At 72.4% G+C, this 15,145-nt stretch carries 13 protein-coding genes; 3 read left to right on the top strand and 10 right to left on the bottom strand.

All coding sequences use genetic code 11. The features are described from left to right. Positions 1-66: 66 nt before the first annotated feature. The 7 genes from J2S59_RS07010 to J2S59_RS06980 form a co-directional block, all read right to left on the bottom strand. Positions 67-867, bottom strand: coding sequence for a type III pantothenate kinase (locus tag J2S59_RS07010; RefSeq protein ID WP_246360044.1), 801 nt, complete (start codon positions 865-867; stop codon positions 67-69). Beyond that, positions 860-1,801, bottom strand: coding sequence for a carboxylating nicotinate-nucleotide diphosphorylase (gene nadC, locus J2S59_RS07005; RefSeq protein WP_068116475.1), 942 nt, complete (start codon positions 1,799-1,801; stop codon positions 860-862). Before nadC ends, J2S59_RS07010 begins: the two co-directional genes overlap by 8 nt. Continuing rightward, entirely contained in the window at positions 1,798-3,504 is a 1,707-nt protein-coding gene (locus tag J2S59_RS07000; protein WP_306824959.1) for an L-aspartate oxidase, read from the bottom strand. Before J2S59_RS07000 ends, nadC begins: the two co-directional genes overlap by 4 nt. Positions 3,505-3,526: 22 nt before the next feature. Further along, positions 3,527-3,949: an aspartate 1-decarboxylase gene (gene panD, locus J2S59_RS06995; protein ID WP_068120779.1), complete on the bottom strand. Its 423-nt coding sequence runs from the start codon at positions 3,947-3,949 to the stop codon at positions 3,527-3,529. After that, positions 3,949-4,887 carry a pantoate--beta-alanine ligase gene (gene panC, locus J2S59_RS06990; protein ID WP_181641955.1) on the bottom strand — a complete coding sequence of 313 codons (939 nt, stop codon included), beginning with the start codon at positions 4,885-4,887 and terminating at the stop codon, positions 3,949-3,951. Before panC ends, panD begins: the two co-directional genes overlap by 1 nt. Beyond that, positions 4,884-5,882, bottom strand: a complete 999-nt coding sequence (locus J2S59_RS06985) for a Rossmann-like and DUF2520 domain-containing protein (protein ID WP_306824958.1) — start codon at positions 5,880-5,882, stop codon at positions 4,884-4,886. Before J2S59_RS06985 ends, panC begins: the two co-directional genes overlap by 4 nt. Positions 5,883-5,986: 104 nt before the next feature. After that, the gene (locus J2S59_RS06980) at positions 5,987-6,343 is read right to left on the bottom strand and encodes a sterol carrier family protein (RefSeq protein ID WP_306441364.1); all 357 of its coding nucleotides are present in this window, start codon (positions 6,341-6,343) and stop codon (positions 5,987-5,989) included. Positions 6,344-6,767: 424 nt separating this feature from the next. On the opposite strand from J2S59_RS06980, the gene J2S59_RS06975 reads away from it, so the two are divergent. The 3 genes from J2S59_RS06975 (at position 6,768) to J2S59_RS06965 (ending at position 9,543) form a co-directional block, all read left to right on the top strand. Then, positions 6,768-7,052, top strand: a complete 285-nt coding sequence (locus J2S59_RS06975) for a GIY-YIG nuclease family protein (protein WP_068122689.1) — start codon at positions 6,768-6,770, stop codon at positions 7,050-7,052. Positions 7,053-7,212: 160 nt separating this feature from the next. Then, the gene (locus J2S59_RS06970; RefSeq protein WP_068122689.1) at positions 7,213-7,497 is read left to right on the top strand and encodes a GIY-YIG nuclease family protein; all 285 of its coding nucleotides are present in this window, start codon (positions 7,213-7,215) and stop codon (positions 7,495-7,497) included. A 639-nt stretch (positions 7,498-8,136) separates the two neighbouring features. Further along, positions 8,137-9,543: a glycoside hydrolase domain-containing protein gene (locus J2S59_RS06965; protein WP_068122686.1), complete on the top strand. Its 1,407-nt coding sequence runs from the start codon at positions 8,137-8,139 to the stop codon at positions 9,541-9,543. Here the strand turns inward: J2S59_RS06965 and J2S59_RS06960 are convergent. The 3 genes from J2S59_RS06960 to purL form a co-directional block, all read right to left on the bottom strand. Next, positions 9,481-10,842, bottom strand: coding sequence for an MFS transporter (locus J2S59_RS06960; protein WP_181642278.1), 1,362 nt, complete (start codon positions 10,840-10,842; stop codon positions 9,481-9,483). The genes J2S59_RS06965 and J2S59_RS06960 overlap by 63 nt on opposite strands. Before the next feature lie 73 nt (positions 10,843-10,915). Beyond that, positions 10,916-12,544 (bottom strand): hypothetical protein, encoded by a 1,629-nt coding sequence (locus J2S59_RS06955; protein ID WP_068122683.1) that lies wholly within the window; start codon positions 12,542-12,544, stop codon positions 10,916-10,918. Between the two features lie 171 nt (positions 12,545-12,715). Further along, on the bottom strand, positions 12,716-15,013 hold the full coding sequence (purL, locus tag J2S59_RS06950; RefSeq protein WP_306441363.1) for a phosphoribosylformylglycinamidine synthase subunit PurL: 2,298 nt from the start codon (positions 15,011-15,013) through the stop codon (positions 12,716-12,718). Between the last annotated feature and the right edge of the window lie 132 nt (positions 15,014-15,145).

Genomic DNA, 15,145 nt, shown 5'->3' with positions numbered 1-15,145 from the left:
TGGCACCGATTCACCACCGCCACCGGTGCCAGATGTCGCAGATGTGGGATCTCGACCAGCGACCGGCTACGTGTTGCGCTCGAAGACCAGCTCCAGCCCGAGCAGCGTCAGCAGCGGGCGGTGGTCGGTGATGGTGGCGCACTCCTCGAGCACGAGGGGGGCGAGGCTGCCGGTGGCGACGACGTCGAGCGCGGCGAGGGGCACGTCGAGCTCGGCGGCCATGCGGGTGACGATGCCGTCGACCTGGCTGGCGTAGCCGAACAGCACCCCGGACTGCAGGGCCTCGACGGTGTTCTTCGCGATCACCGAGCGCGGGCGGCGCAGCTCGATCTTGCGCAGCTGGGCGCCGCGGCGACCCAGCGCTTCCAGCGAGATCTCGACACCCGGGGCGATGGCGCCGCCGACGTACTGCCCGGACCCGTTGACGACGTCGAACGTCGTGGCGGTGCCGAAGGCGACCACGATGACCGGTCCGTCATAGAGCCGCGCCGCCGCGAGGGCGTTGACGATCCGGTCGGTGCCGACTTCCCGCGGGTTGTCCATGAGGACCGGGATGCCGGTGCGGATGCCGGGCTCGACGACGACGTGCGGGCAGTCGGGGAAGTACGCCGCGAGCATGGTGCGCCACTCGTGCAGCACCGACGGCACGGTGGAGCACAGCGCGACGCCGACCGGGGCGAGCTCGACCTCGGTGCGCTGGAGCAGGCCGTCGACGAGGAGGCCCCACTCGTCGGAGGTACGCCGCTCGTCGGTCTGCACGCTCCAGTGCTCGATCACCTCGCCGTCGCGGACCAGGCCGACGACGGTGCGGGAGTTGCCGATGTCGACACAGAGCAACGGGTCGGGCAACGGGTCGGCGTCAACCACGGCCGGCCTCCTCGCGCAGGTCGAGCCCGATGTCGAGAACGCGGGCGGAGTGGGTGAGCGCGCCGACGGCGAGGAAGTCCACCCCGGCCCGTGCGTACGCCGCGGCGACCTCCAGGTCGAGTCCGCCGGAGGCCTCCAGCTGAGCGCGGCCGGCGGTGAGTTCGACGGCCTCGGCGACCTGCTCGGGCGTCATGTTGTCGAGCAGCACCTGCTCGGCGCCCGCGTCGAGCAGCTCGCGCAGCTGCTCGAGGGAATCGACCTCGACCTGGATCGCCAGCGGTGGCACCTGGCCGGCGTAGTGGTCGCGCACGGCGCGGTAGGCCTCGACGACGCCGCCCGCTCCGAGCACGTGGTTGTCCTTGACCAGGGCCTGGTCCGAGAGCGAGCGCCGGTGGTTGACCCCGCCACCACAGCGCACGGCGTACTTCTCCAGGTCGCGCCACCCGGGCGTGGTCTTGCGGGTGTCGCGCACGCGGGTCGCGGTGCCGGCGAGCGCCTCGACCCAGCGGGCGGTCTCGGTGGCGATGCCGGAGAGGCGGCCGAGGTAGTTCAGCGCGGTGCGCTCGGCGACCAGCAGCCGCAGGACGGGCCCGGTGACGCTCATCAGCACCGCGCCGGGCTCCACGCGGTCACCGTCGGCGGCGTGGCGGGCGACCTCGACGTCGGGCCCGATCACGTAGCGCAGCACGAGCTCCGCGACGCCCAGCCCGGCGATGGTGCCGGGCCGGCGCGCGACGAGGTCGGCCGTGCCAGGCAGCGTCTCGGGGATGGTCGCCACGCTGGTGACGTCGGTGCCGGGGACGTCCTCGCTGATCGCGCGGGCCACGGCGCCGTACAGGTCCTCGGGGCCGAGGCCGGCCGCGCGCAGCTCGGTGGTGAGCTCGGAGGGAAGGTCGGCGTACGACGTGCGGGCGACGACGTGGTCGGGGGTCATGCGGATCCTCCGGACACCAGCAGGGACGAGTGGTCGGCGGAGGGCTGGAAGGTGCGCGACAGCCGACCGGTCGCCGGGTCGAGTGCGAGGTCGAGGTGGCCGCGCCACGCGTCGTCGGCCTCGGCGAAGTCCTCGCGCCAGTGGGACCCGCGCGTCTCCTCGCGCGCCTCGGCCGCGGTGACCAGGGCAGTGGCGACGGTGAGCAGGTTGGTGGCCTCCCACGCGCCGGCGTCGGGCTCATCGGCCGCCGCCAGGGCGGAGATCTCGACCAGCTCACCGGTCGCGCGCGCCAGCCCGGACGCCGAGCGCAGGACGCCGGCGAGCTCGGTCATCGTGGCCTGGATCCGCTCGCGCGCGCCCGCCCCGACCAGCCCCGCCGTACGCCGATCGGGGGCGGGGTCCTGACGGGGCGGCAGCGTCTCGGAGAGGTGCTCGGCGATGCGGCGGGAGAAGACGAGCCCCTCGAGCAGGGAGTTCGACGCGAGCCGGTTGGCGCCGTGGACGCCCGAGCAGGCCGCCTCGCCGCAGGCGTAGAGGCCCGGCACCGAGGTGCGCCCGACCAGGTCGGTGGCCACGCCGCCGGAGGCGTAATGACAGGCGGGCGCGACCGGGATCAGGTCGGTGACCGGGTCGACGCCGTGGGCACGGCAGGTCGCGAGGATCGTGGGGAAGCGGCGCTCCCACTTCGCCTGTCCAAAGTGCCGCGCGTCGAGCCAGACGTGCTCGCGGCCCTGCTCCCGCATGCGGCGGGTGATGGCCTTGGCGACCACGTCGCGCGGGGCGAGGTCGGCGAGCTCGTGCTGACCCTGCATGAAGCGCATGCCGGCGTCGTCGACGAGGAACGCGCCCTCGCCGCGCACCGCCTCGGAGATGAGCGGCTGCTGCCCGCGGGAGTCGCCGCCCAGCCACATGACGGTGGGGTGGAACTGCACGAACTCGACGTCGCGCAGCACGGCGCCCGCGCGCAGCGCCAACGCCAGGCCGTCGCCGGTCGCGACGGCGGGGTTGGTGGTGGCGGAGAAGACCTGCCCCAGGCCACCGCTCGCCAACACGACCGCCCGGCAGTGCACCGCGCCGACGCCGTCGCTCTGGCCCTCGCCGAGCACGTGCAGCGTCACGCCCGCCACGCCGCCGTCGGCGCCGGGGATGAGGTCGAGCGCGATCGCGTGCTCGATGACCTCGATGTCGGGAGTGGAGCGGATCGCCGCCACGAGCGCCCGCTGGATCTCGGCCCCGGTCGCGTCGCCGCCGGCGTGGGCGATCCGGTCGCGGTGGTGGCCGCCCTCGCGGGTGAGCTCGAGCAGGCCGTCGGGGTCGAGGTCGAAGGTCGCCCCGAGCGCGATCAGCTCGTGAACTGCGGCCGGTCCCTCGGTGACGAGGACGCGCACGGCGTCGGAGTCGCAGATGCCGGCGCCGGCGCTCAAGGTGTCGAGCAGGTGCTCCTCGGGCGAGTCACCCGGACCGAGGGCAGCGGCAATGCCGCCCTGCGCCCACTGGGTGGAGCCGGCCGACAGGTGGTCCTTGGTGACGACCAGCACCGAGCCGCCCTGACCGGAGAGCTGGCCCGAGAGCTGCCCTGACGCCTCCAGCCCGGCCCGGATCCGCAGCGCCGCGGTCAGGCCGGCGATGCCGGAGCCGATGACCACGACGTCGGCGTACCTCACCCAACCCGGGGGTGGGGCCGCGAGGCGGGCAGGGATCATCACCGGTGGGTCCGCGGTGGCGTCAGCGCGGAGTGTGGACCAGGTCGCCGCGCAGCAGCCCCTGCTGCGGCAGCGCCTCGGCGGGGTCGTGACCGAAGCCCATCACCTTGTTGTCGGCGTCGACGAAGACCACGTCGGGCTGGTAGCTGCGCGCCTCGGCGTCCTCCATCTGCGCGTAGGCGATGAGGATCACCAGGTCGCCGGGCTGCACGAGGCGGGCGGCGGCACCGTTGATGCCGATGATCCCCGAGCCGCGCTCGCCGGCGATCGTGTAGGTCTCCAGCCGGGCACCGTTGGTGATGTCGACGATGTGGACCAGCTCGCCGGGGAGCAGGTTGGCCGCGTCGAGCAGGTCGGCGTCGACCGTCACCGAGCCGACGTAGTGCAGGTCGGCCTGCGTCACGGTCGCGCGGTGGATCTTGGACTTCATCATCGTGCGCAGCATCAGTGAGCTCCCTCGTGGACTGGCTGGCGGGCAGGGGTGGGGACGGGTGCGCCCAGAAGGAGCGGCACGTTGTCGAGCAGGCGGGTGGTGCCGACGCGGGCGGCGACGAGCAGCCGTGCCTCGCCGGCGACGGGGGCGTCGCCGAGGTCGGGATCGGTGAGCACGAGGTAGTCGACGTCGACGCCCTCGCCTTCCTCACGGAGTACGTCGTGCGCAGCGGCCACCACGGCCTCGGCGCCGCGGGCCGCGCTCGCGGCACCGACGGACAGGGCCTTCGAGAGCACCAGGGCGGTACGCCGCTGGACGTCGTCGAGGTAGCGGTTGCGCGAGGACAGCGCGAGCCCGTCGTCCTCGCGGACGGTCGGGGCGCCGACGACGTCGACGCCGAGGCAGAGGCCCGCGGCCATGCGGCGTACGAGCACCAGCTGCTGGTAGTCCTTCTGGCCGAAGACCGCGACGTCGGGGCGCACGAGGCCGAAGAGCTTCACGACGACCGTGAGCACACCACGGAAGTGGGTCGGGCGGGCGGCGCCCTCGAGCACGGCACCGAGCGGACCCGGGTCGACGGTGACCGCGTCGGCGGCGGAGCCGGCGCTCACGCCCTCGGGGTAGACCTCCTCGACCGGCGGCACGAAGACCAGGTCGACCCCGTGCTCGGCGCAGACCTCGAGGTCGGCGTCGAGGGTGCGGGGGTAGCGGTCGAGGTCCTCGCCGGGCGCGAACTGCAGCGGGTTGACGAAGATCGACGCCACGACGGCGCCGTCCTCACCGACCTGCTCGCGGGCGTGGGTCATGAGGCTGGCGTGGCCGACGTGCAGCGCACCCATCGTCGGCACGAGGGCGACCCGGTCGCCGCCGGCGCGGACCGCGGCGAGCGCCTCAGCCAGCTCCGCGCGCGTGCCGACGACCCGCGGGGTGCGGGGGGAGGGAGCGTTCACAGGGGGGTCCGCTCGGAGTCGGCGGCTGCGTCGTCCGCCGGCGCGACGGGGTGGCCGGGCGCCTCAGGCAGCGCCTCGCTCAGCGTCTCGTGCAGCGCGGCGGCGCGCCCGCCGGCGAGCCGGCCGTCGGCAGCGCTGCGGTCGACGGTCGCGCGAGCCATCGCGACGTAGGAGTCGAGCGAACCGGGCGTGTGCTCGGTGATCTGGGCGAGGTGGTCGCGCACGGTGCGCCGGTCGCCCCGGGCGACCGGGCCAGTCAGCGCGGCGTCGCCGTCGGTCAGCGCGTTGTCGAGCGCCGCCGACAGCAGCGGGCGCAGCGTGCCGGACGGGTCGGCGACGCCGGACGCGGCGAGCATGTCCATCGCCTGGGCCACGAGGGTGACGAGGTGGTTGGCGCCGTGGGCCAGACCTGCGTGGTAGAGCGCGCGCTGGTCCTCCGCGACCCGCACCGGACGCGCCCCGAGGACCGCGACCAGCTGGTCGGCGTACGCAAGGTCGGCGGGGGTGGCGGTGACGCCGAAGACGCATCCCTGCAGGCGCGCACGGTCGACGGCGGTGCCCGTGAAGGTCATCGCGGGGTGGAGCGCGAGGACGTGCGCGCCCAGGTCGGCGGCCGGCTGCAGCACGTCGAGCCCGTGCTTGCCGGAGGTGTGGACGACGTACTGGCCCTCCCGGATCGCCCCGCTGCCGACCAGGCTGCACACGACGCCGGCGAGCCGGTCGTCGGGCACGGTCAACAGCAGCAGGTCCGCGGCGCGCGCGACGTCGGTCGGCTTGCGGATCTGCGCGCCCGGCAGCAGCGCCGCGATGCGCTCGCGCGTCGCGGGCGTCTCCCCCGAGACGGCGGCCAGGGCATAGCCCGGGGTGTCGGCGAGGATCGCGCCGAGCACGGCACCCACGCGGCCGGCGCCGATCACGCCCACGGTGACCGACCCGCTCGGGGACGGCGGCAGGGCAGGGCTGCCCGCAGGGACGGGCGCAGGCGTGATGCGCATGTCGTGGCCTTTCGTTCCAGTCCACCAGGGGTACCGGACGGTTCAGTGGCTCGTGCACCACCGAGCGTACGCCGCACCCCCACGCGGCGGAATGGTGGTCTCGGTCACAGGGGCAGGTACGCCGAGAGGTCCGACCGCTCCCCCGAGGCGCTGATCCGCCCCTCCTCGGTCGCCTGCTCCCAGGCCAGCTCGCCGCTCGCCAGCGCGATCCAGGTCGCCGCGTCGGTCTCGACGACCGCCGGCGGGGTGCCACGCGTGTGGCTGGTGCCCGGGATGCACTGCACCGCGGCGTACGGCGGCACCCGCACCTCCACCGCCCCACCAGGAGCCTGCTGCGACAGCACCGCGAGGTAGTGCTTGGTCAGCAGCCGCAGCGCCGCCTTGTCCGTCGGATCGCCAACGAGTGCCGCACGCGCCTGCGCCACCGCCTCGGCGGACTGGGGACGGAGTCGGGGTGCCACGGGCTCCAGTATCCCTGTGCGCCGCAGTGGTCGAGTGCCGCGCGAGCCCATGGGGTGGTCGAGTGCCGCGAACGAAGTGAGCCCCGTCCGAGGTGGTCGAGTGCCGCGAACGAAGTGAGCCCCGCCCGAGGTGGTCGAGTGCCGCGAACGAAGTGAGCCCCGTCCGAGGTGGTCGAGTGCCGCGAACGAAGTGAGCGGTGTATCGAGACCCCCCACCAGCGCTCGGGCCCCCGGTCTCGATACACCGCCCTCGGGTAACCCCTCGGACGGCACTCGACCAACAAGCCAAGGTGGTCGAGTGCCGCGAACGAAGTGAGCCCCGTCCGAGGTGGTCGAGTGCCGCGAACGGAGTGAGCGGTGTATCGAGACCCCGGCCTGTGGATGACCAACAGCGCAGACTCGCGGAACCCGGGAGCCTGGGGCGATGCCACACGTCTACATCCTCGAGTGCTCGGACGGCTCCTACTACGTCGGCAGCACCACCAACCTGCCCGCGCGGCTCCATCAACACCAGGAGGGGCACGGCGCGGCGTACACCCGTCGGCGCCGCCCGGTCCGGCTCGTCTTCAACCAGGAGTACGCCTCGGTCGCGGACGCGTTCTCGGTCGAGAAGCAGATCCAGGGGTGGGGGCGCGCGAAGCGCGAAGCATTGATCCGTGGGGAGTTCTCGCTCCTCCCGGGTCTGGCGAAGAAGGAGTTCGACCGGTGAGGGACGGGTCTCGATACACCGCCCTCGGGTAACCCCTCGGACGGCACTCGACCAACAAACCACGGTGGTCGAGTGCCGCGAACGAAGTGAGCGGCGTATCGAGACCCCGGCCTGTGGATGACCAACAGCGCAGACTCGCGGAACCCGGGAGCCTGGGGCGATGCCACACGTCTACATCCTCGAGTGCTCGGACGGCTCCTACTACGTCGGCAGCACCACCAACCTGCCCGCGCGGCTCCATCAACACCAGGAGGGGCACGGCGCGGCGTACACCCGTCGGCGCCGCCCGGTCCGGCTTGTCTTCAACCAGGAGTACGCATCGGTCGCGGACGCGTTCTCGGTAGAGAAGCAGATCCAGGGGTGGGGGCGCGCGAAGCGCGAAGCATTGATCCGTGGGGAGTTCTCGCTCCTCCCGGGACTGGCGAAGAAGGAGTTCGACCGGTGAGGGACGGGTCTCGATACACCGCCCTCGGCTAACGCCTCGGCCGGCACTCGACCAACCAACCCACGGTGGTCGAGTGCCGCGAACGAAGTGAGCGGTGTATCGAGACCTCCGCCTCCCCCGGGGTCTCGATACACCGCCCTCGGGTAACCCCTCGGACGGCACTCGACCAACCCAAACTCGGCCCCTCGGACGGCACTCGACCAACCAACCCACGGTGGTCGAGTGCCGCGAACGAAGTGAGCGGCGTATCGAGACCTCCGCCTCCCTCGGGGTCTCGATACACCGCCCTCGGGTAACCCCTCGGACGGCACTCGACCAACACAAATCACGGTGGTCGAGTGCCGCGAACGAAGTGAGCGGCGTATCGAGACCTCCGCCTCCCTCGGGGTCTCGATACACCGCCCTCGGGTAACCCCTCGGACGGCACTCGACCAACACAAATCACGGTGGTCGAGTGCCGCGAACGAAGTGAGCGGCGTATCGAGACCCCCACCACCTCCCCGGTCTCGATACACCGCCCTCGGCTAACGCCTCGGCCGGCACTCGACCAGCCCAGTTGGGCCGGCACTCGACCAACTACGTCCGCGCGCGGGCGAGACGGCGTACCGTTTGCCCTCCCTCGTCACTCCCGGAGGCACCGTGTCGCTCAGCCCCTCCCCGCGCCTGCGCCGCCTCCTCGCTGCGGCGCTCGGCGTCGCGCTCGCCGTACCCGCGCTCAGTGGTGGGTCGGGGGCGCCCCACGATGGCGGGGGTGCGAGCGCGGCGTCCGCGGCCGTCAGCCAGTCGTCGGCGACCCGGGCGATGCCGGGGCGGATGACCGGCTACGTGTTCGACCAGTGCCAAGCGCCGTCGCAGGCGGCGATGGACGCGTGGTGGGAGAGCTCGCCGTACCGCGGCATCGGCATCTACATCGCCGGCGACAACCGCTACTGCGCCGACCAGCTCAACCTCGACGCCACCTGGGTGAAGACGCAGGCGCAGCGCGGGTGGGCGCTGTTCCCCATCGTGGTGGGCCGGCAGGCGGCGTGCTCGCCGGTGGAGAGGTACGCCGACCGCCGGATCTCGCCGAAGCCGGCGGACGACTACGCCGCCGCGCGCGCGCAGGCGGCCGGTGAGGCGCAGGCGGCGGTCGACGCCGCGAAGCTGCTCGGGATCGGCGCGCGCAGCGTGCTGTGGTTCGACCTCGAGGCGTTCCCGACGACGAAGGCCCACTGCCGCGAGTCGGCGCTGGCGTTCCTCTCGTCCTGGACCAAGGAAGTACGCCGCCTGGGCTACCGCTCCGGCGTCTACTCCTCCGCGGCGTCGGGCATCGCGCTCCTCGACCAGGCACGCCGGGCCGGGCGACACACCATGCCCGACCGGCTGTGGGTGGCCGAGTGGGTGCCGGCCCAGGGCTACCGGGTCCCGCCGACCGCGACGCCGCCGACCTTCGCCTCGGCGTTCTACGACCACGCGTGGTGGTCGGAGCGCGGCCGGGTGATGCGGCAGTACCGCGGCGACCACGACGAGACGCACGGCGGCGTGCGGATCAACATCGACACCAACTACACGGTCATGGGCGCCGGCACGCGGGTCCCGCCGCAGTCGAAGACCTGCCGCAAGGTGATCGACCACGCGCGCTACCGCCCGTGGAAGCAGGGCGACGTCGACCCCGAGATCCGTGCGGCGCAGTGCCTGCTGCGCGTGCAGGGCCACTACCGCTCGCCGCGCTTCCGACCGCGCTTCACCAAGCGGACCGAGGTCGCCGTACGCCGGTTCCAGACCGCCGTCGGCCTGCCCGCCACCGGACGGCTCACCCGGCCGACCTGGGTGGCGCTGCACTCCGCCGGTCCCGGTCCGGTGAGCAAGTACGGCAGCGGCAGCCACGCCGTACGCCGCCTCCAGCGCGCGCTCAAGGCGGCCGGCACGCCGCGGCTCCCGGTGACGGGCTACTACGGCTACGAGACGACTCAGGCGGTGCGGGCCTATCAGAAGCGCGTCGGACTACCGGTCACCGGCGTCGCCGGCACCACCACCTGGCTCGCGCTCCGCGCCGGGAGGCGTTGAGCCCAGCGGGTCGGGCGTCGCCGCGGCGCTCGGTGCGGGCTCCGGCGCGGCGTCGGGTGCGTCGGGCAAGGTCTTCATCCCGAGCAACGGCGAGAACACCACCGGCACCGCGGCCAGGCACGCCAGCACGACCGCGACCCACATCGTCGCCACGACCCCGATGCGGTCGCCCAGGACGCCGGAGAGCAGCGCGGACAGCGGCATGATCCCCCAGACGAAGAACCGGATCGAGGCGTTCATCCGGCCCAGCAGGTGCTCGGGGCAGATCCGCTGACGCATGCTCACCTGCATGACGTTGTAGACGAGCACCGAGAAGCTGAAACAGAACTCCGCGAGCAGCAACACGCCCATCGCGGCGTACGGCGACCCGAGCGAGGCCGATAGCGGCACCAGCGCCAAGGTCGCGCCACCCAGCAACGACGCGAGCGGGATCGCCGTACCCTCGCCGACGACCCGGCCGATGCGTGGCGCCAGCACCGCGCCGACGATCCCGCCCACGGCGCCCGCACCCATCACCACGCCGAACCAGAACGGCTCGAGTCCGATGATGCGCAGCACCAGGATCGGCATCAGGGTGAAGGCCAGTGTGAACGCGAGGTTGGACAACGTCGTGCAGGCGACGATCCGCACGAGCAGCCGGTGGCGCAGCACGAACCCGAGTCCCTCGGCGATCTCCGTCCGCAGCCGGGCCTCGGGCGCCCGCACCCGCGGGACCTCCCGGTCGTGGACGCGGGAGAGGAAGAACGCCGAGAAGGCGTAGCCGATCGCGTCGGCGACGAAGAGCAGCGGTGCGCTGACCACCTTGAGCAACAACCCGCCGGCGGCCGGGCCCGCGACGCGCGCGACCTGGGCGACACCCTCGAGCTTGCCGTTGGCGTCGGAGACCTGCTCGCGCCGGACCAGGAACGGCAACACCGACTGGTAGGCGACGTCGAAGAAGACGGTCGCGACGCCGATGACGGCCGCCACGACGTACAGATGCCACATCGCCAGCGCGTCGAACGCCCAGAGCACGGGGATCGCGCTGATCGCGACCGCGCGCACGACGTCGGCGCGGATCATCACCCGCCGCTTGGCCCACCGGTCGACCCACGCACCTGCGGGCAGGCCGACCAGGAGGAAGGCGGCCGTCGCCGCCGCGTTGAGCACGCCGAGCTCCAGCTCGCTCGCCATCAGCAGCTGCACCGCCACGACCGGCAGCGCGATGTGGCCGAGCTGCGCGCCGAGCTGGCCGAGAGTGACGCCGGCCCAGAAGCGGCGGAAGTTCGGGTCCGCGGCGAGCGGAGGCGCTTCGGTCACCGGCCGATCCTGCCACGGTCGTGGGTCTGAGGCCTCCGCATCGGGAGGCCCCAGACCCACGACTCGGGATGGGTCAGTCGTCGAGGTAGAAGTTGCGGTCGCCCAGGATCAGGCCCGCACCACCCGGGGACGGCTTGTTGCGGATGTCGTGGTCGATAGCCAGGGTGTGGCGCTGCTTCTTGCCGCTGGCGAAGTTGAGCTGGACCCGGCCGCGGGCGATCACCTGATAGGTCCCCTTCTCGTCGGGCGGGATCGTGGACCACTGGCCGCCCGACCCGGGCACGCCCCAGCTGCCGATCGACATGCTCGACAACACGAAGCGGCCGTTCTTGTTGAACTGGAGCCACTCGGTCCGGGTGTTGCAGAAGACCAGGCAGTTGCCGTGAAAGTCGTGGCGCTTGAGGTTGACGCTGAAGCGCTGACCCTTCTTCGCGAGCGTCGTCGGGTAGTAGCGACCGTTGCGGAACCCGAAGCCCTCGGACGTGATGGCGACCGGCTTCGCCTTGGCGATCTTCAGCCTGCCGGTGCGGGCGTTGTAGGCATAACGCTTGCAGAGCTTGGTGGCCTGGCGACACGCGGGCCGCTGACCGCCCTGCGGGAAGCCGAGGTAGACGAATCGGTTGTTGACGAAGTACGCCGCGCGGGTGTCCCAACCGGTGTCGGCACTGGCCGGACCGTGGCCCCAGAAGTAGCGGCCGACGAGAGACGGCAGCCGGCGTGGCGCGGGCTTGCGGGCGATCGTGATCGCGCGGTTGAAGGTGCGTCCGCCGGCCGTGACACGGAAGATGAGCTTGCGCGGCTTCGCCCCCTGCAACCGGACGTTGTAGATGATCCCGTGCTTCGTCGTCCGGCCATCGACCCGCCCGAGGTTCCGCACCGGCTTCCCGATCTTCATGCTCTTGCCGATCGCCCGCAGCCGTACGCCGGTCGCCGGGGTCCGCGACTCGTTGCGCACCTCGAGGCGGATCCGGGTCACCTTGCCGGCGTAGTTGCCCTGCACCGGGTCGCCGGGGGTGATGGTGAACTTCAACGGCTCCGGCGGGTGGACGTCGCTGAGCCTCGGGGCCGTCGTCTTGTGCACCGGCACGTCGGGGTCGTCGACGAACACCGCCGCGAGCATGCACTCCGGCTCGGCTGCCTTCACCCGCGCGGGAAGCGCGCTGCTGCGCAGCGTCACCGTCTCCCCTGAGCGCGAGCGCTTGACCGCCAGATTCGCGCCGTCGCTCTGGAAGACCCCGCCGGTGCCGGATCCGTGGGTCTCGCCCAGAATCGAGATCCGACTGGTGCAGTAGCCGTCGACGTACTCGCCGAAGTAGACCGCGACGATCGCGTTGTCCGCCGCGCCCGACGGAGCCGAGGCGAAGGTCGCTTGGGCGACGAACTCGCCCTTCTGCAGGTCCTGAGTGGCGACCACGCGCGTGAGGCGCTGCGCCGCGTTGGCCGGGGGCGGAGGGTCGGACTCGAAGTCGGTGACCGTCGCCGTACGCCGGATCGGTCGGGTCGTGCTCGCGGCACCGAAGCCGCCCTGCGCCACTTGCCGCCCCTGCTGCACCGCAGGTGACTTCGCGTCGGCGGCCCGGGTGCTCACCGCGGCGAGGTCGGCCAGGATCGTGCCGTCGGCACCATCAGACCCGTCCGCGGCCGCCGGGACGGCCGCCAGCATCGACACGGCGAGTCCGCCGGCTGCGATCGGAGCCGCCAAGGACGTGAACCAGCGAGTGTGCGTACGACGCATCGATCCCCCGTGAAGAGCTGTGTGGACTGGTGGGGACATTCCAGCCCAATCGGGCACCCACGTCGAGCCCCTGGCCGGCGGAAGTTTCCGGCTCTCAACTCCGCTCGACCGAAGATCCGGCTCCGCTCGACCGACGGATCAGCCGAAGACGGAGGGCAGCGTCGCCGACCACGCCTCGCGGATCTCGCTCAACGGCGCGGCAAACTCGCCCTCGACCTCGAGGACGGGCTCCTCGGTGGTCACGCCGATGCGGGTGAGCGGCACGCCGTTCTTCTCGGCCAGCGCGCGCAGCGCGTCGGCGTCCTCGGGGCGTACGGCGACGACCGCACGCGCGGCCGACTCGCTGAACAGCGCGACGAACGCGTCGCCCTCGGCGATGCCGGAGACGTTCACCCGCACACCCACGTCGTGCCGCAGGCACGACTCGACCAGCCCCTGGGCGAGCCCGCCGTCGGAGAGGTCGTGGGCTGCAGCGAGCACGCCGCCCTGCCCGCCCTCGACGAGCACCTCGGCCAGTGCCTTCTCCGCGGCGAGGTCGACCTGCGGCGGGAGCCCGCCGAGGTGGCCGTGGACGACGTGCGCCCACTCCGAGCCGGACAGCTCCTCACGCGTGGTGCCGAGGACATACACCTCGAGCCCCGCGCTCGCGAAGCCCGACGGCGTACGCCGCTTCACGTCGTCGACGACACCGAGGACTGCCACGACCGGGGTCGGGAGGATCGCGGTCTCGCCGGTCTGGTTGTAGAGGCTGACGTTGCCGCCGGTGACCGGGATGCCGAGCTCGACACAGCCCGCAGCGAGGCCACGCGTGGTCTCGGCGAACTGCCACATGACAGCCGTGTCCTCGGGCGAGCCGAAGTTGAGGCAGTCGCTGACCGCGAGCGGGCGGCCACCGGTGGCCGCGACGTTGCGGTGGGCCTCGGCGAGCGCGAGCTGCGCGCCGGCGTACGGGTCGAGCTTCGCGAAGCGGCCGTTGCAGTCGGTGGCCACCGCGACGCCGAGCCCGGTCTCCTCATCGATGCGGATCACGCCGGCGTCCTCGGGCTGGGCGAGCACGGTGTTGCCGCGGACGTAGCGGTCGTACTGGTCGGTGATCCACGACTTGTCGCACAGGTTCGGGCTGGCGACCAGCTGCAGGAGGGTGCTGCGGAGCTCGTCGCCGGTCTGCGGGCGCGGCAGGGCCTCGGCGCGGTCGGCCTGCAGCGCGTCCTGCCAGTCGGGGCGAGCGTAGGGACGGTCGTACGTCGGCCCGTCGTGGGCGACGCTGCGCGGGGGTACGTCGCCGATGACCTCGTCGTGCCAGGTGATGACGAGCCGGTCGGTGTCGGTGACCTCGCCGACCACGGTGGCGTCGACGTCCCACTTCGCGCAGATCTGCAGGAAGCGCGCGACCTTCTCCGGCTCGACCACGGCCATCATCCGCTCCTGCGACTCGCTCATGAGGATCTCCTCGGGAGCGAGGCTGGAGTCGCGCAGCGGGACGCGCTCGAGCCAGACGTGCATGCCGCCGTCGCCGGCGCTCGCCAGCTCCGACGTCGCGCACGACAGCCCCGCGCCGCCCAGGTCCTGGATGCCGGCCACGAGACCCTCGGCGAAGAGCTCGAGGGTGCACTCGATGAGCAGCTTCTCCATGAACGGGTCGCCGACCTGGACGGCGGGGCGCTTGGCCGGCCCCCCGCTGGTCGAGCCTGTCGAGACCTCGAACGTCTCGCTCGCCAGCACCGACACGCCGCCGATGCCGTCGCCGCCGGTCTTGGCGCCGTACAAGATGACCTGGTTGCCCAGGCCCGAGGCGTTGGCGAGGTGGAGCTCGTCGTGGCGCATCACGCCGACGCAGAGCGCGTTGACCAGCGGGTTGCCGACGTAGGTCTCGTCGAAGACCGCCTCGCCGCCGATGTTGGGCAGCCCGAGGCAGTTGCCGTAGCCGCCGACGCCGGCGACGATCCCGGGCAAAACGCGCTTGGTGTCCTCGGCGTCGAGCGGGCCGAAGCGCAGCGGGTCCATGACCGCGACCGGCCGCGCGCCCATCGCGAGGATGTCGCGGACGATGCCGCCGATGCCGGTCGCCGCGCCCTGGTAGGGCTCGACGTACGACGGGTGGTTGTGGGACTCGACCTTGAAGGTGACCGCGTAGCCCTGCCCGACGTCGACGACGCCGGCGTTCTCGCCCATCCCGACCATGAGCGGCTCGCGCATCTCGTCGGTCATCGACTCGCCGAACTGCTTGAGGTGCACCTTGGAGGACTTGTAGGAGCAGTGCTCGCTCCACATGACCGAATACATCGCCAGCTCCGCGGAGGTCGGCCGGCGGCCGAGGATCTCGCGGATGCGGGCGTACTCGTCGGGCTTGAGGCCGAGCTCGGCCCACGGCTGCTCGCGGTCGGGATCGGTGGCCGCGGCGGCCACGGTGTCGAGGGCGATGGGGGCCTGGGTCACGGCCCTGAATCTACCCGGAGCCAGGAGCCTTCCGGTCCCCGGAGGGCTGGCCCGGACCGCCCCCGCCACCTAACCTGAGCCGAGCCGCGACAACGGGTGCCGCGGCCGTGGGGCTAGACGGACGGGGAGCGG

This window comes from Nocardioides massiliensis (genome assembly GCF_030811215.1).
GTDB classification, from domain to species: Bacteria; Actinomycetota; Actinomycetes; order Propionibacteriales; family Nocardioidaceae; genus Nocardioides_A; species Nocardioides_A massiliensis.
This window is presented reverse-complemented; position numbering and strand designations above follow the sequence as displayed.

Excerpts from the sequence above, each read along its gene's own strand:
- J2S59_RS06970 (WP_068122689.1), top strand. The coding sequence starts at position 7,213 with ATGCCACACGTCTACATCCTCGAGTGCTCGGACGGCTCCTACTACGTC.
- J2S59_RS07000 (WP_306824959.1), bottom strand. The coding sequence starts at position 3,504 with ATGATCCCTGCCCGCCTCGCGGCCCCACCCCCGGGTTGGGTGAGGTAC.
- nadC (WP_068116475.1), bottom strand. The coding sequence starts at position 1,801 with ATGACCCCCGACCACGTCGTCGCCCGCACGTCGTACGCCGACCTTCCC.
- J2S59_RS06985 (WP_306824958.1), bottom strand. The coding sequence starts at position 5,882 with ATGCGCATCACGCCTGCGCCCGTCCCTGCGGGCAGCCCTGCCCTGCCG.
- J2S59_RS06975 (WP_068122689.1), top strand. The coding sequence starts at position 6,768 with ATGCCACACGTCTACATCCTCGAGTGCTCGGACGGCTCCTACTACGTC.
- panD (WP_068120779.1), bottom strand. The coding sequence starts at position 3,949 with ATGCTGCGCACGATGATGAAGTCCAAGATCCACCGCGCGACCGTGACG.